The sequence below is a fragment of the Streptomyces sp. NPDC020489 genome (assembly GCF_044386545.1).
Taxonomy (GTDB): Bacteria; Actinomycetota; Actinomycetes; order Streptomycetales; family Streptomycetaceae; genus Streptomyces.
Map to the genome: position 1 here is coordinate 49,732 of NZ_JBIRUZ010000016.1, position 24,421 is coordinate 74,152.

Consider the following 24,421-nt stretch of genomic DNA (forward strand, 5'->3'; position numbering starts at 1 on the left):
ATGGGCCCGAGCACCCCCCAACCGCGCCGGACACCGCCCCTCGACTCGCTCAGGGAACTGGCGCCCGGCGCCGAGCTCGTCAAGATCCGCGCCAACCCGCACAACTGGAGCCAGGCCGTGCTCCTCGCCGCGTACACGTGGCCGCAGTACGAGGGCGACCGCCTGGTCCCCCTCGACCACGGCAGCTACCCGGACGACTCGCACAACACCGCTCTGACCATCGGCGAGTTCCTCAGCCGGTACCGGCAGCTCCCCGTCGTCCGCCAGCTCCAGGCCAGCAACGCCGCCTACACCTTCCTGGTCGAGCTCGCCCGCCCCTCCTGGGAGCTCTCCGGCGGTGATTCCCAGTGAGCGCCCCGGCGATCCCCGCGGCGTGCGCGCACCGTCCCACGCACGGCGGCCTGGTCGTCCCGTACGTCTCGTTCGAGCACAACGGTCTGCCGGTCTTCGGCGGCCTCGACCCGGGCAAACGCACCCGAGCCTTCGAGAACGGCCTGTGCCAGATCTGCGAACGGCCGCTGGAGCGGTGGTTCTACGTGCTGGTCCGCCCCCAGGACGTGGCCATCGGGTACGCGCCGGAACCGGGACTCCACCCGCCCTGCCTGATGTATTCGGAGAAGGCGTGCCCGATGCTCAACGGCACCAGAGCCACCTACCGTTCGGGCGGCGTCATCTCCCGGCATCCGGCGGGCCGTCCGTGCGACGACCCGGCCTGCTCCTGCCCCGCGACGGCACCCACCGCAGAATCCCTGGTGCGCGCCGGGCGCAAGGCCGACGACTGGGACGCCTGGATGCTCTCAGCGGACCAGTACGAGCTGCACCGTGACGGACACGGCGCGGCCGTGGGCATCCGGCTCCCTTCCGACCCGAAGCGCATCCGCCGCGTGCGGGTCTCCCCCGAGCGTAAGCGCGCCCTCGCCCTGGTCGCGGCGCTCCTTGATCTGGGCGCCTAGCCCTTCCCCCCTTCCACGCCTGGCGGGCCACCTTGCCCGCCACGTTCTGCCACCGATGAGGATGACCGTGCTCGCTGAACGCTTCCGCCCTTCCGACATCGAGAGTCTGGTGCGCATCGCAGGGGCCCTGGCCCCCTCACTGGCCGCCGCCGAACTGCCCCCGCAGTACCGTGAACTCGCCCAGCGCGCTCACGCCGAGATCGTCGCCGAGGCAGCCGGCGGCCGGTCCCCGGCCGTCTCCGCCATCCTGGGGCCTCGCCCGGGCCAGCAGGTCTGGATGCTGCGCATCTGGACCCGCCACGAGGACACCACGGCGCCCTACGCCACGGAAGGCGCTGCCCTCGCGGAGCTCGCCTCGCAGGTGCGCGGCAGCTGGGCCAACGTGGGCGGCCAGGGCGACGTGCCCGACGAGCCCCCGGCCGACGACGCCGAAGCGGTCGATCTCTACTACGGTCCCGACGGCGATGCGGTGCCCGATCAGGGCTTTGAGCTGTACTGCGAGGAGATCGGGCGGGCGCAGCGCTCCCGCATTGCTCCCCTGAACTTCGTCTTCCCCGACGCCGTGACGGCCGAGGGCCTCAACCGCGCCGCGGTCTTCTACGCCGCCGATGACCAGGGGCCGTCGTGCATCGAGGTGGCCGGCGTGCTCGTCTTCGGCTACCTGGACGCCGAGGACGGCGTGGTGCGGGTCTCGGTCCACCTCGACAGCGCCGACCCCGAGCACGTCGTCCGGCCGGACGGGACCGTGCCGCTGCGCGTCGTCGTCGAGGACACCGTCATCCTCGACGACAGCAACCACTACGCCCCGCATCCCCCCGTACTGGAGCAGCTCCTGGACGCTGCCGACCCGGAGCAGCGGGCCGTGATCTCCTCGGTGGCGGTCTCGGCGGGGCTGATGTGGAGCTGCCCGATCTGCCAGTGGCACAACCCCCGGGCGACGGAGCAGTGCGAGCGCCCCGGCTGCGGGCGCAAGGTCAAGGCAGCGATCAACCCGCGGGCCGCAGCGCTCGCCCCGGCACCGGTCCTCGCACTGGAGGGCCCGCGATGACCAGCAACGCCTACCCGCCGGCGCCCAAGCATCTCCGCGCCGCGTGCGCACATCCCTCGGGGCACCTCGCATCGCACGGCAGCCGTACGACGCTCCAGGTCTACCTGGACGACGGCCTGGTCTACCGCAACGACGGCGACGGCTACCGGCTGCCGCCGGAGACAGCGCAGGCGCAGGGCGTCGGACCGTACGTCATCACCGGCGCCGGACGGCGGTCGATCCTGAACGACTCCCAGCTGGCCGCCGTCGACTCCGCCGACGAGGACGGCGCGCTGAGGAACGTCACCTGGCCCACCGCCGCCGCCCTCGCCCGCCTCGCCATCGTCGAGTACCGCGACGCCGACGGCGTCCCCCAGCCCACCGACGGCGACGACGGCCGCACCGGCCCGAAGCACCGGCCCTACCTCACTCCCGCAGGCCTCGACGCCGCACGCGCCGCGAAGCCGCAGCCCTGACCCTCCTGTCCGCCGGCGGGTGCGACCCTTCCCAGCCGCACCTGCCCCTCCCCCACAGGTACGCCCATGGCTTCCCTCACGCTGTTCGAACCCGACCTCGATGCCGTCCCCGCAACGCCGTCGTCCGGCGGACCGGCTCCGGCCGAGGTCGCCTCCGCGGAGGCTCTGGCATCCTTCCGCGCGACGAAGCACAAGTCGCTCAACTTCGGCCTCGGCGTCGACTCGACGGCGCTGGCCCTGGCGATCATCAACGATCCGACCGCCTTCGGGATCGCCGAAGACTTCTCCGACTTCTCGATCGTGACGGCGATGACCGGGTTCGAGTTTCCCGACACGATCGCCGACGTCGAGAACCACGTCCTGCCGTTGCTGCGGGAGAAGGGCATTCGATACACGCAGGTCGCGCGGGCTGGGCGCCCCGACTCGGCAGGTGTCGAAGTCCTCTCCGACACCAAGAACCCCGGCAAGGTGTTCAGCCGGGGTCCATGGACGCTCATGGACGAACTGGAGGAGAACGGCACGGTTCCCCAGTACGCCGGCGGTCACGTATGCAGCCAGAAGCACAAGGCTTGGACGATCGACCGCCTCCAGCTCGAGCGAGCGGGCGGGCAGACCGTCGGCAAGCTCTTCGGCTACAACGCGGACGAGTACAAGCGCGCGGTCAAGGCGAACAAGTTCCAGGCCAAGCGCAACAAGAAGGCCGGCTACGAGACCTTCGCCCTGGACTACCCCTTGCTCAGGCTCGGCTGGGGCCGCGAGGACGTGCAGGGCTACGTCAAGGACCGCCTCGGCATCGACATGTCCAAGTCGTATTGCCCGGTATGCCCGTTTGCTGGGGTGTGTTCGCCCCAGCCGGACCACCTGAAGCGGCTGCGGAAGTACCCCGACCTCGCCGCGCGCGTGCTGCGTCTTGAGTACCTGTCGATGGCCCTGAACGACAACAGCTCCCTCTACAAGGACGACACCCTGTTCAGGCGGGTCACCGACGACCAGAACGCTGAGGCGCTCGGCCAGTTCAACGCCCGGCTGGACGAGGAGCCGTGGGCGGTCTACCGGTTGCAGCGCGCCTACACCGCCGGCCGCCGGCCCGAGTGCCACACCGCGCACGGCGACCGCTGCTCCAAGCCCGAGTGCCGCGACAGCAGCTTCAAGGGCACGGTCTACCGGTCCGTGAAGACCGTCCGCACCGGCAGCCGTTCCGAAGTCGGCACCTTCCTGCACAACGCCGCCACGGCCCTGGACCGCCCCGTCGAGCACTCCACGAAAGCCCACGGCGCTGGCATCGACCGCGTGCGCACCCGCGTCCGGCCGGACGCCAAGACCTACGGCACGGTCGAGGACTTCTACGTGACCGCCCCGGCCGGCGTGCAGGACAAGGCCCGCTCCGGCTTCGCCGGTGTCTGGGCCGCGATGACCGCCGGCCAGTAGTCCCCGATCCCCCTGCGAGGAGAGATGACCACACGCACCCTGCCCCCCGCCGCCTACGACAGACTCACCGCCGCGGTCGCGCGCGACACCGGCGATCGGCGCACGGCCGCCCTCTGGAGCCACGCCGCGGCCCTCGTCCGGCATGCCCACGAGCACGGCCTGGCTCCGGCCGACGAACGCCCGCCGGGTCCGGACGGCCTGCTGAAGTCCCTGGAGAGTCTCGCCGGCTGCCACCCCGCCCTGGCCCCTCTCGCCGATCCGGCCGTGCTGCCGCTGTGGGAGCAGCCGCTCGGCTCCGCCGCCTGGAACGCCATCGAGGAGTTCTGGGACCGGCACCCCGCCCTCGAAGACGGGCGCCGCGTGGACGGCTACGCACTGGGTGACGCCTACCAGCTGCTGTCCGACGAAGCCCGCAAGGGGCGCGCCCTGTGCCAGACCCCGCCCTGGGTCGCCCGCCTCCTGCTGCGCCTGTCGCTGGAGCCGGCCATCGAGGAGTGGGGGCCGGCCGACGTCCGGATGATCGACCCCGCCTGCGGGACCGGGCACATCGCGGTCGCTGCGTTCCACATGGCCCGCGTCCCGCCGATCCGCGGCCGCCGCTCCGCTCCGGTCGGGCACGGGCCGCGGGCCGTCGAGCGGGCTCTGGCAGCGGTGTCGGGCGTGGACCTTGACGCGTACGCCGCCGCGCTGACCGCCTACCGGCTCCTGGCGTGCTCGGCGTCCGTCCTCGGCGTGAGCCTGGACCAGGTCCCGGCGTCGTGGCCCGTCAACGTGGCCGCCGCCGACTCCCTGCTGGACCGCACCGAGCCCCTGCTCGCCGCCGGCGCCTACCACGCGTGCGTGGCCAACCCGCCGTACATCACCCCGAAGGACCCTGCCGTCCGCGACCAGGTCCGCGCCGCGTACCCGCAGGTGGCGGCCGGCAAGTACTCGCTGGCCCTGCCCTTCACCGCGCTGATGCTCGAGCACCTGGCCGTCCCGGGCGGCTTCGTGGCGCAGCTGACCGCGAACTCGTTCATGAAGCGGGAGTTCGGCAAGCGGTACATCACCGATTTCCTCCCCCGCTTCGACGCACGCTGGATCATCGACACCTCCGGGGCCTACATCCCCGGCCACGGAACACCCACCTGCATCCTCGTCCACGGGCCCGCCCACCGGTCGGCGACACGGTCACGGTGATCCGGGGCAACCGCGGAGAGCCCCACGTTCCGGAGGACCCCGCGAGAGGGCTGGTCTGGAGAGCGATCGAGGACGCGGTCGACAACCGGCTTGCCTGGGACCGGTTTCAAGCAGGTGCGGACCTCGCACGGCGCAGCGGGGACACCACCACCTGAGATGTTGCGTATTTATGATTCACTATGTATTGTCATTCTCAGTTCGGGCCAACGCCCCGCCACACCAACCCACTTGACGAGCGCCGCTCCGGGCGTCGCGCCCGTCTCAGCACATCCGGGGGACTGATACAGATGAAGCGGAACAAGCCGCTGATAAAGCGCCGCAAGGCCGGGACGCAGTACCGGCGGCGGAGGCTGCATCCGTGGGGAAAGCACGCCTCCTCGTACTGGGCGCTGGCCGTACCCCAGGCGTTCACCGGGACCGGCCAGACCGTCCTCGACATGACCGGAGCGGTGCCCGCGGGCGCGGACGAGTCCAGGCCCGACAACCCGCGCTACGGCTCCGTGCTGCGCTGGCGGCTCGACCGCGGCGGCCAGACGCAGTTCGTCTACGGCATCCAGGTATGGGGGCGGTACCGGAGCGAGAGCCCGTCGGCTTACGGCAAGCGCATCTCGGGCGCGTTCCGCCGGTCCCTCCCCACTTCGACGGACGTCTACCACGTTTTCGTCGCGGAGCGGCCGGGTTGCGCACGAGGAACGCGGTGCCCGCTCACCCAGCACTGGTACACGGCCATCGAGGCCGACCTGTCGACGCACCAGCCGGATCGGTGCCCGATGGGCGTCCTGAACGACGGCCCGCCCTGGCGCCTGATCGGCCGGACAGTCCCTGACGGCCGCCACATCTACTGACGTCCCTCGCACAGCACTCCGGGCCGCCCGGGCAGCTCTCAGCTCCGGTCGGCCCGGCCTCAGAGCCCGAACCGCCGTTGAGGCCCCTCCGGCAGCCCTCCCTTCCGCCAACCCCAGAGGCGACGCACCGCGCCTCATACCGCCCCAGGAGTCCCTATGCGTAGCACCCGCACACGCCTGCCCGGCATCACCCTCCGCGACGCGGTGCCCACCGACGCGGACGCCGTCATGCGGCTCCTCGCCGACGTGAACCCCGACGATCCCGACGCGTTCGAGGACGTACGGCCGAACCTGTCCCTGCCGCAGGAAGAGCCGCTCTCCCACTTCCGGGCCCTGATGATCGTGGCCGAAAACGATGAAGGCGAGACGCTCGGCGTCCTCATCGGAGGCGTTCCGCTGTGGCTCTTCGACCATCCCGGCATCGACGTGCCGCTGGCGCACCTTCTGGCGGAACGGACCGCGATCGTCACCGCGGTTGCGGTGGATCCCGGGCAGCGCGGGCGAGGCATCGGGGCCGAACTCATTCGGCATTCCGTACGCCGCTTCACGCGCGCCGGTTATGGACTGCTGACCCTCAACTGATTCCCGGAGCTGGAGAGTTACTACGAAGGTCTCGGCTTCTCCATCATGGACGGCCTGAACGTGGCCCTCGGCCCCCTGAACGCGGTCGGGCACCGATGGGGCGATACCCGGGTGGCCGCCCGGCTCCTGGACCGATACACGACCTTCGTCGACGTCCCGGGGCTCACCTCCCCGGTCGTCTCGGGCGTCCTTCCCAACACCCGGATGCCCCGTGGCGTGTACTTCGACGGGGAGCAGTTCCGCGCCTGAGCCGATCACAGCCCGGGTGTCTGCCCTCCCGGGCGACAGAACTCACCCACGGATGCAGGTATCAGCCGGCATCCAGAACCAAGGAGGAACTGATGCCGGTTGTCGACGGCAAGAGCCCGAGCCCGTGGGTCCGATGGGCGCTGCGATGGGGCGCGCCGAGCGCAGTCGTCGCCCTGGTCAGCGTGTGGGTGCTGGAGCCCGCCAGTCTTGTCGGCGCGGTCATTGCGGCCGGGGTGGCACTGACGGCGCTCCTGGTCTTCGTCGGCACGATGCCCCGTCGGCATCTGCCGGCCCAGCAGCGGGCGCGCAGGGGCGCCGGCAGGTAGAAGGCTCCAGCAAGGCGGCCGGTGCGCCGCCGTTTACAACTCCCCGCTATGTTGCGTATTCGCGTTTCGGTATGTAGATTGATTACATCGCTGGCGGGCCTCCGAGTCCACGCCGCACAAACCCCTTCACTGCTCTGGAGTCCTCCCATGCTTGCTGTCGCCCACGAGGCAGAGGTAGACGCCGCCCTTCTCGCCTACCGGAGGGGCTGGGCCGACGCCTGGCTGACCCTGGTGGACGTCACCACCGACTTGATGCACCTGGCCAGTCACATGCGCGCCGACGTCGAACGCTGCCTCGACGGCGACGCGAAGGCGCGACTCGACGAACGGCCCCTGGCCGCCATGCCGAACCTCGACCCGTCCGTCGCGCCGATCCACAACACGGACGATTCGGCCGCCGCAGACCACCTCTTCGACGTGTACGTGCACGCCAGCGACGCCGCTGCCGCCCTCCGCGTGCACATGGCAGAGGACCCCTACCCCACCTTCTCGAAGGCGCTGCACGTGCTGCTCAACGAACTGCGCGCCTACGCCCAGAACCTCGGCTTCGACTTCGACGAGGTCATGCGCGCGGCATCGCAGGCCCACCGAGTCGACCAGCGCAAGGCCAAGTAGCCGAACCCTGCCCCGGTGCCGCCGCCCCCACGAACGATCCCACCTGGAAGGACCTTGACCATGACCACGCCCCTGATCCCCGCCCCGGCTCGATCGGGCCGCGGCTCGATACGCATGCACCTCGACCGCGGGGAACACCCCGCGACTCGGGTGCCGCTCCTCGGCGCCGATCTCGACAACCCGCCCGCCGTCTGCGGAGGCTGCGCCAACACCGTGTTGAAGCGGCTCGGTGACGGTCGAGAGCGTCTCAAGTGCGGGCTTCTGCCTCGCGGAAGCCGCGGACTGCGCGGCCCGGATCTGCGCGAGTCCATGCCCGCGTGCGTGAAGTACGCCGCGGCCTCCGCCGCACCGCAGAACACCTGATCTTTCCGACCACGCGCCCGGGGCCCTTCCGCCGGAACCCACGCGGTCCCGTACGCCAAGAGGCGGCGGGCCCCGGGCTCGTGGTCAGGATCCCTCTCCACCACCCGCACCCCCCTCACCCCGGAGACGTGATCATGCTGCCCGGCCTCGCCCAGCACATCGACTTCCAGGCCGCCCACAACGACTACACCCGCGGGTTCCTCGTGGTGAGCAAGGCCGACCGCACCACCGCGTACGGGTACGTGTGGGAACACGCCCTCCCGGACGGCACCACCACGTGGGTCGCCCAGCCGGACACGGCCAACGACGCTTCGCGCATCCCCGGGTTCCAGTCCCGGGAGTGGGCCGGGGAGTTCCTTTACGAGCGCGAGTGGCCCGAGTTCGTCCGTCGTGGGGACGACAAGGGCGACGCCCTCCCGCAGCCGGGATGCGCCGAAAGCGCGCCGTGCGGGACGTGCTCCCTGTGCGAGCCCGAGCTGGCCCGCCGCGGAGTCCTCTAAAACGAGCCGGCTGGCGCCCCTACGCCATCCATCACCACAACGTGCAGGTCCGGGGCTGCGGACGACGCCTTCCCGCTCGCGGCCCCGGCACCGGCTTCCTGCTCCTGACCACAACACACCACCCACCCATGCCCTGGAACCCTCATGCCCGCTGCTGATTCCACCGCCGCCCTCGTGACCGAAGCCGTTGACCAGGTGCTCACCCACAGGGCTCGGAACTGCACCGCCCCGAGCTGCGCCCGGCACGCCGGTACGACCGACTGTCCTCCGATCACCGTCAGCCGTAGCGCCGGCTCCGTCCTCGGCGAAGCGGTCGCCGAAGCCTGGCACGCCGCCGGCGGCAGTCGTCTCGACATCCCCGCAGGGGTCGTCGCGGCCCTCGCCCTGTGGCCCCAGAAGTCCCCCGGTGCGGCGGCCGCCGACACGATCGCCGCGTACATCGCCGCGCAACCCCCGCGCGTCCTGGTCCGCGGCCTGGCCGATAGCGCCAACTACTACTACGCCCTTCGCCCCGACCTTTGGGCCACCGCCCGCCCGCTGTTCGACTGGACCAGGGAGGACCTGCACGACACCCACCTCGCGGGCGTGCGTGCTGTGGCCCTTGCCGCGCTGCGCCACGGAGTCCTCCGGCACACGGGAGACACCGACCCCGCCGAGCGGTCCCGGATCGACCTGATGTCCTGGGTCATCACAGCCCTACGCCACCATCACTCCCGGCGCAGCCTCGGCGAGTACCACACTCCGCCCGACATCAGCGATCTGATCGCCGCGATGCTGGCCGACGAAGGCGGCACAGGAAAGCGCCACCACCGCGGTGAGTGGGCGCTCGAGCCGGCCGCCGGAACCGGAGGGCTCTTCCGCTCCGCAGCGCAGGACCTGCGCCGCAACGGCGAGGACCCGGCAGAGCGCGGCTGGGTCATGCTCGAACTTGACCCCCTGGCCGCCGCTGGAGCCGCCGTCAACACCCTCGTCTGGGAACTGGGCCCCCGCGCGGTCGTCGGATGCGGAGACGTCCTCGCACAGCCCGACCTGGCCGAGGAAGCCCTTGCCCGGCAGCGTGACATGGCGCGCCACCGCGACGACGTCATGAAACTGATCGGCTTCGCCATCGCCACTCGCACCACCGAGCAGCTGCTGGACGCCCTCACGGCCAGCAGGTAGCTGCCCCGCCCCGGCCCACGCCTCGTGGGCCGGGCCCGAAGGAGGAACCGTGGCACAAACCCACGACCACAGCGACAGCCAGGCCGTAGCCCGGGCGCTGCGCGCCGTCATGCCCGCACCCAGCCGTACCAGCGTGTATGTGCTGACCTGCGGATGTCCCGACGCCGAGGGACTGTTGTCCTGGTACATCGACACCGAAACCCGGTCCTACGAACTCGACCTCTCCCGCGCCGCGGCCGGTCCGAGCCAGGTTCGGCTGACCAGCCGGCCGCTTATCGGCGACGGCACCGTCTGGAGCGAGGACCTCCTCATTCCAGACACCCCGGCCGACTGGGCGCACTCCCTCGCACGTCTCGTCGCCCGGCTCACCCTTTCCGACCGCAGCCCCCTCTCACTCGACTGAGCAAAGGACCACCGTGTCGAACCGCACTCCTCTGACCGGCTGCCTGCCTGCCTTCGGCCGGCACCGTGGCTACCCACCGCGCTACGGGTGGCTCCGCAAGGTCTACGACGCCCTGCGCCAGGACCCGACCGCCCTGCGCCGCCCCGACGCGACCGTCGTGCTCGGCGTCGGCAAGAGCATGGTCCCGTCCATGGCCTTTTGGTCCCAGGCCTTCGGCTTGGCCGCCCGCAACGGCCAGGACCTGGTGCCGACGAACCGCGCCCACTGGCTCCTGGACGAGGAAACCGGGGCCGACCCCTACCTCGAACTCGACGCCAGTCTCTGGCTGTTGCACTGGTGGTTGGTGAGCTCCGAGCCGTGTCACGTGCCCACCTGGCGGTATCTCTTCGGGTACTCCCCGTTCAGCCGGTCCAGCCGCGCGGAACTGCAGGGGCGCTTGGCGGCCGCCGCCGACGCGGCCGGCCACAGGACCCCGGCCGCGTCGGTACTCGCGTCGGACACCGCCTGCCTGGTGAGCATGTACGCGCCCGGCAACCCCACCGCCGCGAACATCGAGGACGAGCTCTCCAACCCGTTCCGCACCCTCCACCTGCTCGACCCCGAGCCGCCCGCCGACCGCACAGCCGACCGCAGCCACCTCGTGGCCCTGCGCCGCATGGCCGGCCGCCACTGCCCCGCGCCCGTCCAGGCGTACGCGAGCCTGGACTTCGCGGCCCGAACCGCCAGCCCCGCGGCCGGCTCTATCAGCCTGGCGCGGCTCGCCTCCGACCCCCTGGGGCCCGGCCGGCTCCTTCTCACCGGTACCGCCGACCTCCGCCGTGCCCTGAATCAAGTCGCGGACAGGCATGCGGATCTGGCCGTCGTGCAGTCCGGCGACGGCGAGGAGTCGCTCGTCTACTCGCGCCCGCCCGTCCTTCTCGCCGAGGACGTCCTGGCCGGCGCCTATCCCGCCCTGCGGCCGGCCACCAGCGGTGATGCGGAGGAGGGGAGTTCTTCGTCCCTGTCCTGACGGACTCCGGATTCCCGCGGGCGCGGATCGCTCAGACGAACACAAGCCACGTTGCTTGTTGGCGTTTCTATGTGTACTGTGATTCTTGTTGGTGGTGCTCGCCTCCCGGCTTGAGCGCCCCGCGCCCTCCCCTTCCGACGAGACAGGCCCAGGAGACACGCATGCGCATCAAGACCGGTGGACAGCACCAGGGTTGGACCGTGGTCCACCAGGCGCGGCGGGCGTGGCGCGGCTCCTTCGAGGGCGTGTGGCTCGGCGTGGAGGAGTCCACGGGGCACTGGATGGTCGGCCGCCAGCACGACGGGCAATCGATGGACGACGGCTTCGACGCGGACGGCAACTGGGCCACGTCCCGGCACTTCCGGGAGGGCAACGAGTACCTCAACATGCGCCGGGCTCTGGCCGCGTACGACGAGGAGGCACAGAACGCGAGCGACGTCTGGAACGGGATGTGGGACCAGCGTGCCCACGAGGCCGTCGCCCGGCACCTCGCGCACCGCGTTCCCTTCCCCGCGCCGGTCCGGCTCTCGGCCGGATGGGTCGGGCGCGGCCTGACCGATTACCACCCCCCGCGCGGGTCGACGTTCCCGCTCGACGGGCCGGAGGCCAAGTACGAGCTGATCCGCTACCTCCAGGGCCAGACCCGGTTCGACGAGATCGTGACGGAGCCGGGCTCGGTCTCCGAGGAGGAGGCGCACCAGCTGGCCATCAACGCGACGGGGCCGGTCCGCTTCGTGTGCCGTGGCGTGACCTTCTACCTGAGCGAATGAGCCGGACGGCACGGGCGCGGGGCCATAGCGCGCACCGCGCCCGTGCCGCCGGACCACAAGTCGTCCAGCCAACCACCGACGTACCCACCGAAGGCGAGGACGCCGCCCCTGGGGGCGGTTGAGACGAGATGGACCACAAGAACCTCATCGGCCACGACGGCGCCGTTCACGAGGGCCTGCTCAACAGCCACACCGGCTTCATGATTGACGTGGCCTGCGACGCGGGCCGGTACGCGGTCGTCCACCACTACGAGAAGCTCGACCCGGCGCGCGTCACCGACGCTCCCCTGACCTGTCCTGAGTGCGTCGCCGCGAACTCCCCCGCCACCGCACAGCTGCACTGCGGACGCATCGCCCATCGGTACGCCGAAGAGGTCCTCGCCCTCGCCGATACCCGCGCATGCCCGCCTGCCCAAGACGACGAAGGGCTCCGACTGGCCTTCGTGGCACTCGCGACAGAGAACCCGCCGCCCCGGGCCTTGTACGCGCTGATCAGGGAGCACGTGACCGGCATGCTGACCGATCGCGCCCTGGCGGTGCCGGAAGGGGTTCCGCAGGTCCTCGTGCCCTACAAGCGGTACACCGGCGGCACAGTCCAGGCCCCCGTCGGCCCTGGGGACCGCCTCATGCACTACAGCGCCGCCGGCGGGTACTTCCAGTACGTCTGGGTCGATGGGCTCGATGAGTCTCCGGACGGAATCGTCGTCACGGTCCACGAGAAGGACCGGCGTCCGGTCACGTACTCGGCGCGCGAGGTCAGCCAGCGGTACTCGAAGCTCGACCGGGCGGCACCGCTGCCGTCGAGCGGTGGGTGATCGAAGCAGACGGCTACGGCCTGACCTCAACCAGTCCTGGGCAGGCCGGGCACGTACCGTCGCGGCTGATCCCGCCCCCATCCGCAGGTGGGCGCCGGGATAGCGCTCGTCTCTCGCGGCCGGTTCCCCACCGCGATGGCGTCGGCCAGTTCAGGTCTTCTCACCCGCGGCCCGTGCCGGGAACCCCTTGGCCCCAGCACCGCGGCGGATGCGCCCCACCAACGGCGTGCCGCCCAACTGCCCCTCTCTTTTCAGGATGCTGCGCCGCGCCGTCGCCGCGGCGCCGCCTCACCCGACTCCGGAGGCGCCCACACCATGACCACCGACAGTCCGCACGTCGCCTACCTGGCCCCTTCCGATCCGGCCCGCCCCCAGCCCGGCCGAGACAACGACGAGGAGGCCGACCGCTTCGAGGACTCGGTCCTGACCGCCTACCTCTTCCACCTGACGGCCAAGGGACACCGTGTCCTGCGGCACCGCGTCGTCACGGATCCCGTCCTGGCGTCCACCGACCTCTTCGACGCGACTGCCGGAGAGGTGGTGATGGCCTGTCACCGATCGCACTACCGGGCGCTCATCGCCGCGTACGGAGTGATCAGCGACTGCGCGCGATTCTTCTCCCCGGCCCGCCGCGCACTGCTGTTCACCGCCGAGCCGGGCTCGGTCGCCAAGGAGTTCCTGTCCCACCACAAGATCATCGCGATCTGGCCCGAGGGCGAGTCCTTCGTCCGCGCGGATCCGGCAGCCGAGACAGGCGGAGCGTGAACCGCCAGAGCTTCGGGCCGCCGTCGACGAGAGCCGAGGAACGCGCCTGGCGCGCGGCCGGTCTCCTCGTCGATGTGGCCGGGCGCGTACTGCCGGCCACGGCCCCGCCCTGCGGCTTCTGCGACGGCGAGGACATCGGCGACACCTGCCCGGCGTCCCTGACCTGCCCCACGTGCAAGGCCACGCCCCGACAAAGGTGCCGCCGGCCGAGCGGCCACACCGCCGAGCAGTGGCACCGCAGCCGCGTCCGCGCCGCCGACCTGGAAGACCAGCGCCGCGAGGAAGACGGCGACACCACCCTGCCCGCCCGCTGGGCCGACACCCCGCCGGCTCCGACCCCATCACGAGGAACACGATGACCATCGACCACCCCCGCAACAGCGCCACGGCCACGTCAGGCGCCGCGGACCGGCCGCGTACGGCCGGATCCTTCACACCCCGCATCACCCCCGCCCAGCGCCGCGCCCTCCTCGCCGGGGCCAGGGACCCGATCGGGCTGCTGCCCAAGTCCGTCAACCTGCGGACCCTGGCGTCCCTCGCCGACATCGGCTACGTCGGCCTGGACCAGAGCCGCGACGTCCTTCGTGGACAGGAGGCGACGCGGGACGCGCTGGACGTCTGGGGCGGTGCTCTGACCGAGGACGGCTGGCAGCGGGCCCGCGCCGAGGGCGCGGGCCGGTTCCGGATCGTCGTCGTCGGCTGCGGAAAGGCCAAGCAGGACCGCCGCGTGACCGCCGGCGCGATGTACGTCGGCACCTTCCACGGCTCCTGCCGGGAGACGGCCAAAGCCCTGCTCCAGGACGGCGGCCGCCAGTACATCCTCTCCGCCGCCCACGGGCTCCTCGACCTGTCCACACAGATCGACCCGTACGACATCACCGTGGGCGACCCCGACAGCGTCAGCGCGGACTTCGTGCAGGCGCAGGTCCGGGAACGCGGCATCGAGTCGGCGGAGGTGACAGTGCTGGCCGGCAGCAAGTACGTGGCCCTCGCCCGGCACTCCTGGCCGGACCTTCAGGCGCCGCTCGCCGGAGCCGGCGGGATCGGGGAGATGAAACAACGCCTCTCCCAGATCCGTCTCGCCGCGCGGGCCGAAGCCGGGCAGGAGCGGTGAGCGCGCCGCTCGGGCCCGCTCCGGCTCGGTGGGAGGCCATGGCTGCCGGCAGCGCCGAGGGCTGGGCTCAGCGGTGGAGCCGCGGTGTGCCGACGTGGGTCCATACGTCGCAAGGCGGCTTCGACCGGCGCCGCTACGAGGTGGTCGAGCTGGCGGAGGCGCCCGCCCGGGAGTACATCCAGGCCAACCACTACCTGTCGGGGTGGCCGCCGGCAGTCCACCGGTTCGGGCTGGTGGACCTCGAGCCCGCAGGGGGCGACGACGGCCAGGTGGTCGACGGCCAACTGCTGGTGGGTGTCGTCGTCCTGGGCGTCCCAATGAGCCGCCGTGCTTTGACCAGGGTTTTCCCGTCGCTGGAGCCTTCTACGAACCGGGTCTGAGCGTCGACTGACTCGTTCCGTTCTCGGGCAGGCGGTCCAGTGAGTCGAATCATCCATGCGCCCCTTGGTGTACTCGCGCACGGTTCCACCACCGGTTATGCCTTTGAGTGATCGAGCTGCTACATTCCGTTTGTGTTCGCTGCGGGCAGGCCGACCGCCGAGATCCTGCGGGTCGAGGTCACTGACACGCTGGCCTACTGGACGGTTCTTGCCGGGCCCACCTTGAGGGTCGTCGAGGACGTGGACGGCTTCCTCTGCCACCTGCGCTTCGGCCGGACCCGCGCGGAATCGACCACAAAGGCGTACGCAGGTCACCTCAAGCGCTTCCACGCCTGGTGCGGTGAACAAGGCCTGTCGCGGGAGCACGCGGCCGCCGAGCTCCCGCACTACCTGATGAAGCTGCGGACCACGCCCCGGCTGACGAGCGGCCGTGGCCAGGGGCAGCTGCCACAGGACTCCACGCTCGCCCCCGCCCTGGCGGCAATCCACGGCTTCTACCAGCACTTGGCCGACCTCCGCCGGATCAGCGCGAAGGCGGTCGACGCCCTGTTCGTCACCGCTTCGCACCCGGCGGCAGGAAAACTGCTACTTGAGCCGCGTATCCGCGTCGATCCGCGGCCGAGTCATGCTTCCGGCCGGGCACCGGCCGCCAGCCACGAGGAGTTCGCCGCCCTCCTGCGTGCCGCGAAGACCGCCCGTGACCGCTGCATGGTCGCTCTGCTCGGTGCGTGCGCGCTGCGCGTCGGCCAGGTCGTCGGCCTGCTGCGTGAGGACATTCACCTCGTGCCGGTCGGCAGTACCGTCCCGGGCTGTCCATACAGCCTGGGTCCCCACCTGCACCTGGAGAAGCGTGACGGTCATCCGCGCGGGGCGGCGAACAAGAACCGCGGCACCGTTGTTGTTCCCGTGCCCGAGCCTGTGGTGATGCTCTACGCCGACTGGATGCGCGAACGTCTCACCATCCCCAGGGCGGGCAAGGCCTCTTGGGCCTTCGTGTCGTTCCCAGGTCCCACGGGAGAGCCGGGCGGGCAGGTCCTCGGTACACGGCGGGTGCAGGATCTTGTGTCGGATCTTGCCCGGGACGCGGGCATTCGGCACATCCATCCGCACATGCTGCGGCATACCTTCGGCGAGACCGCAGCCGACCTCGACGTCGCGCGCGACGTGCTCCAGCGCCTGCTCGGCCACCGCGACGTGGCCAGCCAGAACGTCTACCGCAATCCCTCCGACGTCCGGGTCGCCCACGCCGCTCGGGCTGTGAACGACAAGATCTTCGGACCAGCATGACGACTTCCGCATCTCTGCCCGCCACAGCCCCCGTGGCCGGGTTGGAACCGGACTGGGACTACCTGGCCCGGCATGGCCTCGACCGCTCCCCGCTCCAGCTGCGCTTCCCTCTGGGCGCCGACTGGCACTCGCTGCGCCTCTGTCGGCACACCGGGTGTGACCGGCCGGCTACGAGCTGGCCGTGGCTGTGCCACCGCTGCGCGTCCGACTGGCGGGAGGCCGGCGCCCCCAGCGACATCGACAGCTGGTGTGCGAGCGCGCCCGTGCCGCTCGCCCGCCGCACCTACGCCGAGCACCGGTGCCGGGTGGGCTGCGACCGTGCCGCCGAGGTCCACGGCCTGTGCAAGAGCTGCGCCTCCGAGCGCCGGATGCTCCGGCTGACCGTCGAGGAGTACCTCGCTCGGGGCCGCGCCCCTCGTCCGGGCTTCGGGAAGTGCCTGGTCCGCGTGTGTCCGCGCATGGCCGTGGTGCGGCGGAGCCGGCTATGCCTGCCCCATCAGAAGCAGTGGTCCAACGCGGGGACGCCTGACCGCGAGGCGTGGGCGCTGACGGCAGCAGCGGTCTATACGTCCGTCGCGACGTGGTCCCGGGAGGTGCTGCGCGGCTACGAGGCCCAGCTGCGTCAGGGCGGCCGGATCAACCCCGCCCAGGTCAAGTCGGCGGTGCGCTGGTTATGCGACAACGCGGTCGATGACCTGGCCGCCGCGGAACTGCCGTCCAAGGGCGCGAAGACGACGTACCTGCGGCTGTGGCAACGGACCCTGCCGCTCCTGGAGGCCGACCCGGCCACCGAGCACACCCGGACCCTGGTCAGGCTGCACATCCTCAACCCCCGCTACGAGGGCGGGAGCGTCGATCTGGGGGATGTCCACGCTCCCTGGGTTACGCACCTCGCCCAGCAGTACCTCCTGCGCCTCGCCGCCGGCGGCGCCTCCTCGGCACGGTTGATGCTCGTCGGCTTCGCGGCCCGGTGGTTCGCGATGTTCCTTCGCACCCTTCCCGGCGAGGGCCGACGGCCGGGCGACGTCGGCCGCGACGGCATGCTCGCCTACCTGCGCTGGATGACGCACCGAGCCCGCGACACCAGCGACTACCAGCTCCTCAACGACGACGACCCGGTCCGGCAGATCGTCGCCGAACGCCTCCTGCCCTCCCGCCGCAGCGCCGGACCGTTGCTGGTCACCCCGGTGCGCCACTACGAGCTGGTGAAGACGCTGCGCGAGGTCCTCGAACACGGCCGGGCGTGGCTCACGGACAATCATGCTGCGGATGTCCATCTGCTGGAGATGGACGTGCCTCCGTACCCGGAGAAGGACGACACGGCCAGCGAGCTGGAGGGGCGCTCTCAGGACGCCTTACCCGAGCAGGTCTTCCTTCAGCTCATGGACGAGCGCCACCTCGCCCTGCTCCCGGCCGGGACCCGCCGCAACTGCGTGGAGCTGGCCATGCGCGTGGGTCGGCGGCCCTGGGAACTCCGCCACCTGGAGTTCGACTGCCTTCAGTGGCACGACATCGACGTGGAGGACCCGGACGGGACGGCGCGCCGCCGGTCCTACCCCTTCCTCGCGTACTGGATGCAAAAGGTCCGCCGGCGGCACAAACTCCCGCTCCATCCCAGCGACGCCCAGGTCATCACCCGCCAACAGGACCACCTGCGGCGCCAATCCCCGCACCTGTTCCACGAAGACGGACGGCCCCGCTCGACCTCCATGGTGTTGTTCCCCACCCCGCGCCGCTCCCGCGCCAACGCGCTCGGCGAGCGGCCCTACGACAGCAGCACGATCGGCTACTGGCTTCAGACCTGGCTCGACCAGTTCGCCGTGACCGACGAACACGGCAAGCCCTTCGACCCGGCACGGGTGTTCCCCTACGCCTTCCGGCACACCTACGCCCAGCTCCGCGCCGACGCCGGCGTCCCGCTCGACATCCTGCAAGTCCTCATGGCCCACCAGGACCCCTCCACCACCCAGGTCTACTACCGGCCCTCGCACCCCCGGCGGGTGGAAGCGGTGCGCGCCATCGCCGCCAAGTACCAGTTCGACCTCACCGGCGGCCGGATCCGCGCCCGCACCCCCGACGACGATATGGCCGACCGGATCCGCGCGGGCGTCGGCTCGGTGCCCGTCCCCGCGGGACGCTGCCACGAGATGAACAACGTCCGCGCCGACGGGCACGGCTGCCCGGTGTACAACCGCTGCTTCTCCTGCACCTTCTACACCACAGACTTCACCCACCTGCCCGAGCTGCGCCAATTACGCGCCGGGAAAGCGGAACAGCTCGCTGCGCTGGAGAGCGCCTACGGCACCGTACTCACCGCGGGGCCCTTGAGCGCGGCGAACCTGGAGCTGCTGCGCAGGGAGATCCAGCAGATCGACGAGCTCGTCGGTAAATGCGAAGCCGACATCGGCTCCCTCACCTTCGAGGAACGGACCACGGTGGAGTCCTGGCTCTACACCAGGGACCGGTTCCTCACAGTCATCCCTGTAGCGGCGGTTCTGGCCGGACGGCAGCGTCTGGACGAGCCGACAGTCGACCCGATCGTCATCGAAAGGACGACCGGATGACGCGCCCGGCCGCCCCACGCAAGAAGCCTGGCCAGGCGATGATCTCCGCCGCTCGGGTCGAGGTCCTCGATGCTGGTAGGGCGGCCGCCGTGCAACGGCGGCGTACCGACAGCGAACAGTGCCGACAGCGGGTCCTTGACGTCCTGGCCGCGATGCGCAAGAGCCGCCAGGTCCTCTCCGACGCGGAGATCACCCGGCGGGCCGCCGTCAATCCGCAGTACCTTCAACGCCACCGCGACCTGAAAGCGGAAGCCGAGACCGTCCGTGCGCACCTTGCTCAAGATGGGCCGCGGGCGGCGGCAGCGGCGACCGCACGCAAGGAGGCAGCCCTCGAAGTCGAGAACCGCATGCTCCTGGAGCAGAACGCCGCCCTGCAACGGACCCTTCACAAAGTCCAGAACGAGCTACGCACGCTACGCGCCCGCGAACTGGGCGCCCGCCTCCGCGACGGCCTGGACGCCCGCTCCATGCGCGACACGGAGATGGAGGAACTGCGCGAGCAACGAGACACGGCACTCGCGGCCGGCCGCCAAGCTGAGACCGCCATGCAGGCACTCCGCAATGTCAACCAACGGCTGATGGTCGAGAACAGCCGGCTGATTGCCGCAGCTGCTCCGGGGCCAGCCCAAACAGCCTCAGCAGCCTCCAAGCCTCCCGGCCCTTGAGGGTCGCGCATGCCGGGTCGGCGGCAGTCGCGCAGCAGGCCGGCCCACGACTCGGTCGACTCCCGCAGACCCTCGGCCAGGGCAATCAGTGTGCAGAAGCGCCTACTCGCCGCCTGAAAACGCCCGCCTAGTGTCCTGCGCCAGTAATTCGTCGGCAGAGGCGGGCGAGGGAGTCGAGAATCTCTTCGGCGGTCTTGGTCCAGATGAACGGCTTGGGGTTGTCGTTCCACTCTTTGACCCAGGACCGGATGTCGGCTTCCAGGGCATGGATGGTCTTGTGTGCGCCGCGGCGGATCATCTGGTGGGCGAGGTAGCCGAACCACCGCTCGACCTGGTTGATCCAGGACGAGCCGGTCGGAGTGAAGTGCAGTTCAAACCGGGGGTGTTTGGCGAGCCAGCTCTGATTGCGGGTGTCTTGTGGGTGCCGTAGTTGTCCACGATCAGGTGGATCTGCAGGTGGGCGGGCACCGTCTTGTCGATGCGGATCAGGAACTTCTTGAACTCCACCGCCCGGTGCCGGCGGTGCAGGGCGGTGATGACCTCGCCCGTGGCGACGTCGAAGGCGGCGAACAGGGTGGTCAGTCCGTTGCGGACGTAGTCGTGGGTGCGCCGCTCGGGCATGCCCGGCATTATCGGCAGCACCGGCTGGGACCGGTCCAGGGCCTGGATTTGTGACTTCTCGTCCACCGACAGCACCACCGCCCCCTCGGGCGGGTTGAAGTACAGACCGACGACGTCGTAGACCTTCTCCACGAACAGCGGGTCGGTCGAGAGCTTGAAGGTGTCGGCCAGATGCGGCTTGAGCTGGAACTGCCGCCAGATCCGGCCGACGGTCGACTTCGACAGGCCACTGTGCTCGGCCATCGATTTGCGCGACCAGTGGGTGGCGTTCTTTGGCAGCTGTTCCAGCGTGGTGACCACTACCGCCTCCACTTGGTCGACGCTGATGGTGGGCGGCCGGCCCGGCCTCGGCTCGTCGGCCAGCCCGTCCAGCCGCTCGGCCAGGAAGCGCCGCCGCCATTTGCGGACGGTGTCCGCGGTGACCTGAAGATCCCGGGCGACCGCGACGATCGGCGGTACCTCCGGCCCAGCACAAGCCAGCACGATCCGGGCCCGCAGGGCCAGGGCCTGGGCCGATGTCGCCCGGCGCGTCCATCTTTCCAACTCCGCCCGCTCGTCATCAGACAGCAGCAGCGGTTCCAGCTTCGGGCCCCGACGGGGAACTGACGCACCAGCAGCAGAAGTCACACAACTACTAACGATCAACTACTGGCGCAGGACACTAGTCGTCGTTCGGCAGGTACCACCCGTGCTCGCGATGCCTGGGCTCTGGTGGGTTCGGGTTCTCGCGGGCATAGGCCTCGTTTGCACGGCGCGTCATCTCTTCGTCGTAACGGTGCAGCTCGTCGTAGAGTTTGTCCGCCTCGTTGACATCCCCGCTAGATACGTAACGCTGTCGCAGCGCCTCGCGCTCGTCTTCGAGTTCCGCGTCGGACAGCGGGCGGAGGCTACCGAGGCCACGCGCGATGGCGTCGAAGATGCCCATGCGCTGATGTTGTCACACTGGGGGCTACCGCCGCGCCGTTGTCCGCCAATACCGCCTCCAAGGTGTGCGAAAACGCCCGGCTCGCGGCCGCCGAGATCACCGCGCCGGAAGACACCATCCACAACTCTTGGCTGTTGATCGAGGTCTTTTGACCGACACCACGGCCGTCTCGAACCCGGCGGACGGAGTCCGGCTCGGATCCGCCCGCATAGCAGGTGAGGCCCCTCCTCCGGAGGGACCTCGGCAATTTCCAGGACCAGTGCCGTCGGCAGTCGACCTCGTTCGACTGCCGACGGCAGTTGGAATGGCCAGCCCTTGTTACTGGGTGGCGCGCCCGGGTCGCGTGCCTAGATCTCCTTGAAGGTGGCCGCGATGCCCAGTTCCTGAAGGCGCTGCTGAATCTGCTCGGCGGCATCGGCGTTGAGGACGACCTGGATCGTTCCCTGCAGATAGCTGATCTGCCGTTCGTCCAGGGCCATGTAGAACGCCCGGAACAGTGCGGCAAACCCGTCGGCGCTGTCAGCGCTGGCCAGCAGGTTACTGGTGAACGAGAACGCCGCCTGCTTGTCCTTGGCGGGTGGAGGGGTGTCGGCGTCTGAACGGCCGCCGTTAGTTGTTCGGCTGTCGTCGTTAGTCGGACCGTTCGACGGGCCGGGGCTAGCTGCGCCGCTCGGGGTCGCCTCACCCGGGGCTTCCGGGGCGCTGTTCGTCACACACGGGCCTTCGTGGGCTGGTTCGCTGCACGCAGGGCATGCCCGAGGCTGTGGTTTCGCCAGCCGCAGGCTCGTGCTCGCGAGGTTGACCTGTCCGGGTGCGGTGACAGCAACTTCCGTGCCCGTGCCGTCGACGATGCTGACGAGGTTCTCGTTGACGGCGTCGTAGATGGCTTGCTGAAGGTCACGGTCGCCGCCGTAGAGCAAGGGCAGCCGCGGGGCGCTGTAGAACGCGGCCCGGATGTCCGAGAGGGTTTTGCCGTAGTCCTGGTCGCGGAGGTTGTGCTGCAGGGCCCTGGGGGTGAACTCCCCTACGTCGAAGACCTTGTCCCGGGCGGCGAGTGCCTTCCAGACGGCGGTGCCGTTGAGGGCGGTGAAGTTGTCGTCGTCGTGTGTGAGCTCGTCGAGGTAGCGTTCTCCGTCCGGGTCGGGCTGGGCGAGGAAGACGATGTGCTGGTAGGCCCGCTTGAGGGCCTTCTCCAGCTGGTCCTTCGCGGCGGCGAGCTCCTTGGTTCCGGTCGTCTTGAGTTCGCTGTCGTTCTGTACTTCGGGTGCAGCCAGGGCCCTCTGCCGGGCCAGGTACTCGACGGCCAGGCTGCGTACGAGGCTGCGGCGCTGAGTGTTCGCTACCGCGTAGACCGCGCTGCTGGCCCATTGGACGGGGAGTCGCTGTGCGCCCTGTCCGAGTCCCATCGCGACGGTGAGCGCCTCAAGGGTCGACTTTTCCATGCCGTTGCGCAGGCTGAACTGCGCAGGGTCGAGCACGATGAGGCGGGTCGTGTGGGCGGTGTCCAGGCCGCTCGTGGCCATGACCTCGGTCGCGGTGCGCTGAAGGTCGGCGGGCAGGAACTTGAGTTCGCGGAACGGGCCGTTGCTGGCCAGTTTCTGGGCGAACTCAGAGATGACCTGGTCACGCTCGTCTTCGGTGATGGTGCGCCGGATATTGGTGACGAGCATCCGGTGGGTGAGCCGGGTGGACAGGAAGTACCGGGCCGGCTTGTTGTTGCCCTGTCCGCGGACGATGTCGAGGGCGCTTATGCCCCGGCCCTGGTCGACGAGTTCGTCGACCACGCTGTCGGCATCCGTGATCGTGTAGCGCATGTCCGGCACGCTGGTGACGGCTTTGACCTCGGGTGCGCTGGCGCCGCGTCCGCGTCCAGGGCGCAGGGTTCCGACGATGCTCGCCAGGAAGATGAAGGTGGCCGCGCGCTCGGCCGCGTGCGGATTGGCTTCGATCCAGGGGGCTTCAGACCGCTCGAGATCTTGTCGGCGTGCGGTTCCCGTGGATCCGTCGTGGTTGACGATCTCGATCTCAGCGAGGCTGCGGTAGTTCGCGATCGTGCGGTCGTCCTCGACGAGGCCGCTGCCCAGGAGCGCTTCGCGAACAGTGCTGTCCGAGAGCGGGAGGTCGCCTGGGCCGATGAGCGCTGGCGCCCACTCACCGGCCTTGCCGCGCTGCTGCAGGGCATACACCGTGGCGGCGAAGATGCGGATCGTGGAGCGGACCCGCTGGAACCCGGTGACCCTGCTCCACTCGTCCTTCGCCAAGGCCATCAGCATGGGGTGGAAGGGGTAGCAGGCAGCGACCTCGTCGGACCAGTTGCGTCGCCAGTCAGCACCGATCTGCTCCCAGACGTGCTTGGCCCAGGCCCGGTCGGTGAGCACCGGTTCGTAGAGTGCGGCTGTCGCGGCGAGGACCTCGCGGGCGGGCTCGGTGTCGAACAGTCGCCGGCGCAAGATGTCGGCGAAGTCTCCCACCTCGGTGACCGTGGCCGGGAGGCCGTTGCGTTCAAGCTGGCTGTTGAGGTCGTCGCGGCGTTCCTTGGCGGCAGCCGACAGGGCGGTCTTGTCGGTGTCGGAAGCGATCATCACCACGAGCATGGCTACGTGGGGCACGTCGTTGACTGTGTCGAGCAGGGCTCGGAGGAAGGCCATGTCCTGGGCCGCGAGGTCGGGCTTGTTGCTGCCGTCGAGGCCGTTGCCGATGTAGTCGAGGATCTCGTCGACGATGATCAGCACAGGCCGGTTCACAGCCCGGATTGCCTCGGCGATCTTGTGCTTGTCGCTCCAGAAGGGCTGATAGCGCTCGTAAAGGGCGTAGTCCTTGGAGAACAGCCGCCACAAGAACCTTTCGTGCAGGCTGACAGCCGGCCCGTCGAGTTCCTTCACTCCGGCGCCTGCGGTCATGTTGTCGCAGGGAAGAACGACGACATGCGGCTGGCCGAGGTCGCGAGCGAGCGGACGCCCCATCTTTGCACGTGCACGCTCGGCGACCTTCTCGCCGAGTTCTGTGGCCAGCAGGACCTCAGGGGAGGAGGCCAGGTGGAAGGCACCGATGCAGGCGTGTGACTTGCCGCCGCCCATGCCCTGGTCGAGACGGGTGACGGCCCGAGCCTTGAGGTAGTCCTCGCCGCCGCCGACACGGACCGCGATCTCGGTGAGCAGGTCGATGAGGCGTTCGGTGGGGTGGGTGATGTCGCCGTAGTAGCTGGCGTCCGCGTACGGCGGCCGGTCCGCACCGGTTGCGTGGACGGCCCGGAACAGTGACATCTGCACGTCATCGATCTGGCCGGAGGCGTTGAGGATCTCCTGGCGGATCTTCAGTGCCTTCCACCACGGTGTCACGCTCGTCGTCACTGCTGGTCTCCTGGGCTGGTGGTCATGGATGCTCGTACGGTGTTCGTCA

27 protein-coding genes and 1 pseudogene are annotated in these 24,421 nt (G+C 70.0%); 25 read left to right on the forward strand and 3 right to left on the reverse strand.

From position 1 onward, the window contains the following. The 25 genes from ACH41F_RS34240 to ACH41F_RS34360 all read left to right on the forward strand — a co-directional run bounded on the left by ACH41F_RS34240 (nt 1) and on the right by ACH41F_RS34360 (nt 19,476). Complete coding sequence (locus ACH41F_RS34240) at nt 1-351, forward strand: hypothetical protein (protein WP_391238215.1); 351 nt, start codon at nt 1-3, stop codon at nt 349-351. Further along, complete coding sequence (locus ACH41F_RS34245; RefSeq protein WP_391238213.1) at nt 348-953, forward strand: hypothetical protein; 606 nt, start codon at nt 348-350, stop codon at nt 951-953. Before ACH41F_RS34240 ends, ACH41F_RS34245 begins: the two co-directional genes overlap by 4 nt. 61 nt (nt 954-1,014) lie before the next feature. Further along, nucleotides 1,015-2,001, forward strand: a complete 987-nt coding sequence (locus ACH41F_RS34250) for a hypothetical protein (RefSeq protein ID WP_391238211.1) — start codon at nt 1,015-1,017, stop codon at nt 1,999-2,001. Next, nucleotides 1,998-2,456 carry a hypothetical protein gene (locus ACH41F_RS34255; RefSeq protein WP_391238208.1) on the forward strand — a complete coding sequence of 153 codons (459 nt, stop codon included), beginning with the start codon at nt 1,998-2,000 and terminating at the stop codon, nt 2,454-2,456. The genes ACH41F_RS34250 and ACH41F_RS34255 overlap by 4 nt, the downstream gene beginning before the upstream one ends. A 66-nt stretch (nt 2,457-2,522) precedes the next feature. Next, nucleotides 2,523-3,884: a hypothetical protein gene (locus ACH41F_RS34260; protein ID WP_391238205.1), complete on the forward strand. Its 1,362-nt coding sequence runs from the start codon at nt 2,523-2,525 to the stop codon at nt 3,882-3,884. A 24-nt stretch (nt 3,885-3,908) separates the two neighbouring features. Then, nucleotides 3,909-5,063 carry an Eco57I restriction-modification methylase domain-containing protein gene (locus tag ACH41F_RS34265; RefSeq protein WP_391238203.1) on the forward strand — a complete coding sequence of 385 codons (1,155 nt, stop codon included), beginning with the start codon at nt 3,909-3,911 and terminating at the stop codon, nt 5,061-5,063. A gap of 287 nt (nt 5,064-5,350) precedes the next feature. Continuing rightward, complete coding sequence (locus tag ACH41F_RS34270; protein ID WP_166630422.1) at nt 5,351-5,908, forward strand: hypothetical protein; 558 nt, start codon at nt 5,351-5,353, stop codon at nt 5,906-5,908. Between the two features lie 156 nt (nt 5,909-6,064). Continuing rightward, nucleotides 6,065-6,490, forward strand: coding sequence for a GNAT family N-acetyltransferase (locus ACH41F_RS34275; RefSeq protein WP_391238199.1), 426 nt, complete (start codon nt 6,065-6,067; stop codon nt 6,488-6,490). A 45-nt stretch (nt 6,491-6,535) separates the two neighbouring features. Further along, entirely contained in the window at nt 6,536-6,739 is a 204-nt protein-coding gene (locus ACH41F_RS34280; protein ID WP_391238196.1) for a hypothetical protein, read from the forward strand. Nucleotides 6,740-6,831: 92 nt separating this feature from the next. Next, nucleotides 6,832-7,065, forward strand: a complete 234-nt coding sequence (locus tag ACH41F_RS34285; protein ID WP_391238193.1) for a hypothetical protein — start codon at nt 6,832-6,834, stop codon at nt 7,063-7,065. Nucleotides 7,066-7,212: 147 nt separating this feature from the next. Beyond that, the gene (locus tag ACH41F_RS34290; protein ID WP_391238190.1) at nt 7,213-7,680 is read left to right on the forward strand and encodes a hypothetical protein; all 468 of its coding nucleotides are present in this window, start codon (nt 7,213-7,215) and stop codon (nt 7,678-7,680) included. A 60-nt stretch (nt 7,681-7,740) separates the two neighbouring features. Next, nucleotides 7,741-8,043, forward strand: a complete 303-nt coding sequence (locus tag ACH41F_RS34295; RefSeq protein WP_391238187.1) for a hypothetical protein — start codon at nt 7,741-7,743, stop codon at nt 8,041-8,043. Nucleotides 8,044-8,177: 134 nt separating this feature from the next. Then, on the forward strand, nt 8,178-8,543 hold the full coding sequence (locus ACH41F_RS34300) for a hypothetical protein (protein ID WP_391238317.1): 366 nt from the start codon (nt 8,178-8,180) through the stop codon (nt 8,541-8,543). Nucleotides 8,544-8,687: 144 nt separating this feature from the next. Then, nucleotides 8,688-9,704 (forward strand): N-6 DNA methylase, encoded by a 1,017-nt coding sequence (locus tag ACH41F_RS34305; protein WP_391238184.1) that lies wholly within the window; start codon nt 8,688-8,690, stop codon nt 9,702-9,704. Between the two features lie 49 nt (nt 9,705-9,753). Continuing rightward, a complete protein-coding gene (locus ACH41F_RS34310) occupies nt 9,754-10,107 on the forward strand; it encodes a hypothetical protein (protein WP_391238182.1) in 354 nt (117 codons plus the stop codon). Between the two features lie 13 nt (nt 10,108-10,120). Continuing rightward, nucleotides 10,121-11,116 carry a DUF4007 family protein gene (locus ACH41F_RS34315; protein WP_391238180.1) on the forward strand — a complete coding sequence of 332 codons (996 nt, stop codon included), beginning with the start codon at nt 10,121-10,123 and terminating at the stop codon, nt 11,114-11,116. A gap of 161 nt (nt 11,117-11,277) precedes the next feature. After that, entirely contained in the window at nt 11,278-11,886 is a 609-nt protein-coding gene (locus ACH41F_RS34320) for a hypothetical protein (protein ID WP_391238177.1), read from the forward strand. Between the two features lie 128 nt (nt 11,887-12,014). Further along, entirely contained in the window at nt 12,015-12,701 is a 687-nt protein-coding gene (locus tag ACH41F_RS34325) for a hypothetical protein (RefSeq protein ID WP_391238174.1), read from the forward strand. A 315-nt stretch (nt 12,702-13,016) separates the two neighbouring features. Further along, nucleotides 13,017-13,466, forward strand: a complete 450-nt coding sequence (locus ACH41F_RS34330; RefSeq protein ID WP_166630412.1) for a hypothetical protein — start codon at nt 13,017-13,019, stop codon at nt 13,464-13,466. Continuing rightward, nucleotides 13,463-13,825 (forward strand): hypothetical protein, encoded by a 363-nt coding sequence (locus ACH41F_RS34335; RefSeq protein ID WP_391238170.1) that lies wholly within the window; start codon nt 13,463-13,465, stop codon nt 13,823-13,825. The genes ACH41F_RS34330 and ACH41F_RS34335 overlap by 4 nt, the downstream gene beginning before the upstream one ends. Beyond that, nucleotides 13,822-14,580: a DUF6884 domain-containing protein gene (locus tag ACH41F_RS34340; protein ID WP_391238168.1), complete on the forward strand. Its 759-nt coding sequence runs from the start codon at nt 13,822-13,824 to the stop codon at nt 14,578-14,580. Before ACH41F_RS34335 ends, ACH41F_RS34340 begins: the two co-directional genes overlap by 4 nt. A gap of 86 nt (nt 14,581-14,666) precedes the next feature. Then, nucleotides 14,667-14,960 carry a hypothetical protein gene (locus ACH41F_RS34345; protein ID WP_391238165.1) on the forward strand — a complete coding sequence of 98 codons (294 nt, stop codon included), beginning with the start codon at nt 14,667-14,669 and terminating at the stop codon, nt 14,958-14,960. A 240-nt stretch (nt 14,961-15,200) separates the two neighbouring features. Next, nucleotides 15,201-16,247 (forward strand): tyrosine-type recombinase/integrase, encoded by a 1,047-nt coding sequence (locus tag ACH41F_RS34350; RefSeq protein ID WP_398838964.1) that lies wholly within the window; start codon nt 15,201-15,203, stop codon nt 16,245-16,247. Next, nucleotides 16,244-18,811: a tyrosine-type recombinase/integrase gene (locus tag ACH41F_RS34355; RefSeq protein WP_391238159.1), complete on the forward strand. Its 2,568-nt coding sequence runs from the start codon at nt 16,244-16,246 to the stop codon at nt 18,809-18,811. Before ACH41F_RS34350 ends, ACH41F_RS34355 begins: the two co-directional genes overlap by 4 nt. Continuing rightward, nucleotides 18,808-19,476 (forward strand): hypothetical protein, encoded by a 669-nt coding sequence (locus ACH41F_RS34360; protein WP_391238156.1) that lies wholly within the window; start codon nt 18,808-18,810, stop codon nt 19,474-19,476. Before ACH41F_RS34355 ends, ACH41F_RS34360 begins: the two co-directional genes overlap by 4 nt. Nucleotides 19,477-19,603: 127 nt before the next feature. On the opposite strand, the pseudogene ACH41F_RS34365 reads toward ACH41F_RS34360, so the two are convergent. The 3 genes and pseudogenes from ACH41F_RS34365 to ACH41F_RS34375 all read right to left on the reverse strand — a co-directional run bounded on the left by ACH41F_RS34365 (nt 19,604) and on the right by ACH41F_RS34375 (nt 24,372). Continuing rightward, a pseudogene (locus ACH41F_RS34365) lies at nt 19,604-20,724 on the reverse strand (IS630 family transposase). A 34-nt stretch (nt 20,725-20,758) separates the two neighbouring features. Beyond that, nucleotides 20,759-21,022 carry a hypothetical protein gene (locus tag ACH41F_RS34370; protein WP_030589949.1) on the reverse strand — a complete coding sequence of 88 codons (264 nt, stop codon included), beginning with the start codon at nt 21,020-21,022 and terminating at the stop codon, nt 20,759-20,761. Between the two features lie 347 nt (nt 21,023-21,369). Beyond that, nucleotides 21,370-24,372, reverse strand: a complete 3,003-nt coding sequence (locus tag ACH41F_RS34375) for a DUF499 domain-containing protein (protein ID WP_391238152.1) — start codon at nt 24,370-24,372, stop codon at nt 21,370-21,372. Nucleotides 24,373-24,421 lie beyond the last annotated feature (49 nt).

Coding starts and splice junctions, on each gene's coding strand:
- ACH41F_RS34240 (WP_391238215.1), top strand. CDS start 1: ATGGGCCCGAGCACCCCCCAACCGCGCCGGACACCGCCCCTCGACTCG.
- ACH41F_RS34250 (WP_391238211.1), top strand. CDS start 1,015: ATGACCGTGCTCGCTGAACGCTTCCGCCCTTCCGACATCGAGAGTCTG.
- ACH41F_RS34255 (WP_391238208.1), top strand. CDS start 1,998: ATGACCAGCAACGCCTACCCGCCGGCGCCCAAGCATCTCCGCGCCGCG.
- ACH41F_RS34260 (WP_391238205.1), top strand. CDS start 2,523: ATGGCTTCCCTCACGCTGTTCGAACCCGACCTCGATGCCGTCCCCGCA.
- ACH41F_RS34265 (WP_391238203.1), top strand. CDS start 3,909: ATGACCACACGCACCCTGCCCCCCGCCGCCTACGACAGACTCACCGCC.
- ACH41F_RS34270 (WP_166630422.1), top strand. CDS start 5,351: ATGAAGCGGAACAAGCCGCTGATAAAGCGCCGCAAGGCCGGGACGCAG.
- ACH41F_RS34275 (WP_391238199.1), top strand. CDS start 6,065: ATGCGTAGCACCCGCACACGCCTGCCCGGCATCACCCTCCGCGACGCG.
- ACH41F_RS34280 (WP_391238196.1), top strand. CDS start 6,536: ATGGACGGCCTGAACGTGGCCCTCGGCCCCCTGAACGCGGTCGGGCAC.
- ACH41F_RS34285 (WP_391238193.1), top strand. CDS start 6,832: ATGCCGGTTGTCGACGGCAAGAGCCCGAGCCCGTGGGTCCGATGGGCG.
- ACH41F_RS34290 (WP_391238190.1), top strand. CDS start 7,213: ATGCTTGCTGTCGCCCACGAGGCAGAGGTAGACGCCGCCCTTCTCGCC.
- ACH41F_RS34295 (WP_391238187.1), top strand. CDS start 7,741: ATGACCACGCCCCTGATCCCCGCCCCGGCTCGATCGGGCCGCGGCTCG.
- ACH41F_RS34300 (WP_391238317.1), top strand. CDS start 8,178: ATGCTGCCCGGCCTCGCCCAGCACATCGACTTCCAGGCCGCCCACAAC.
- ACH41F_RS34305 (WP_391238184.1), top strand. CDS start 8,688: ATGCCCGCTGCTGATTCCACCGCCGCCCTCGTGACCGAAGCCGTTGAC.
- ACH41F_RS34320 (WP_391238177.1), top strand. CDS start 11,278: ATGCGCATCAAGACCGGTGGACAGCACCAGGGTTGGACCGTGGTCCAC.
- ACH41F_RS34325 (WP_391238174.1), top strand. CDS start 12,015: ATGGACCACAAGAACCTCATCGGCCACGACGGCGCCGTTCACGAGGGC.
- ACH41F_RS34330 (WP_166630412.1), top strand. CDS start 13,017: ATGACCACCGACAGTCCGCACGTCGCCTACCTGGCCCCTTCCGATCCG.
- ACH41F_RS34340 (WP_391238168.1), top strand. CDS start 13,822: ATGACCATCGACCACCCCCGCAACAGCGCCACGGCCACGTCAGGCGCC.
- ACH41F_RS34355 (WP_391238159.1), top strand. CDS start 16,244: ATGACGACTTCCGCATCTCTGCCCGCCACAGCCCCCGTGGCCGGGTTG.
- ACH41F_RS34360 (WP_391238156.1), top strand. CDS start 18,808: ATGACGCGCCCGGCCGCCCCACGCAAGAAGCCTGGCCAGGCGATGATC.
- ACH41F_RS34370 (WP_030589949.1), bottom strand. CDS start 21,022: ATGGGCATCTTCGACGCCATCGCGCGTGGCCTCGGTAGCCTCCGCCCG.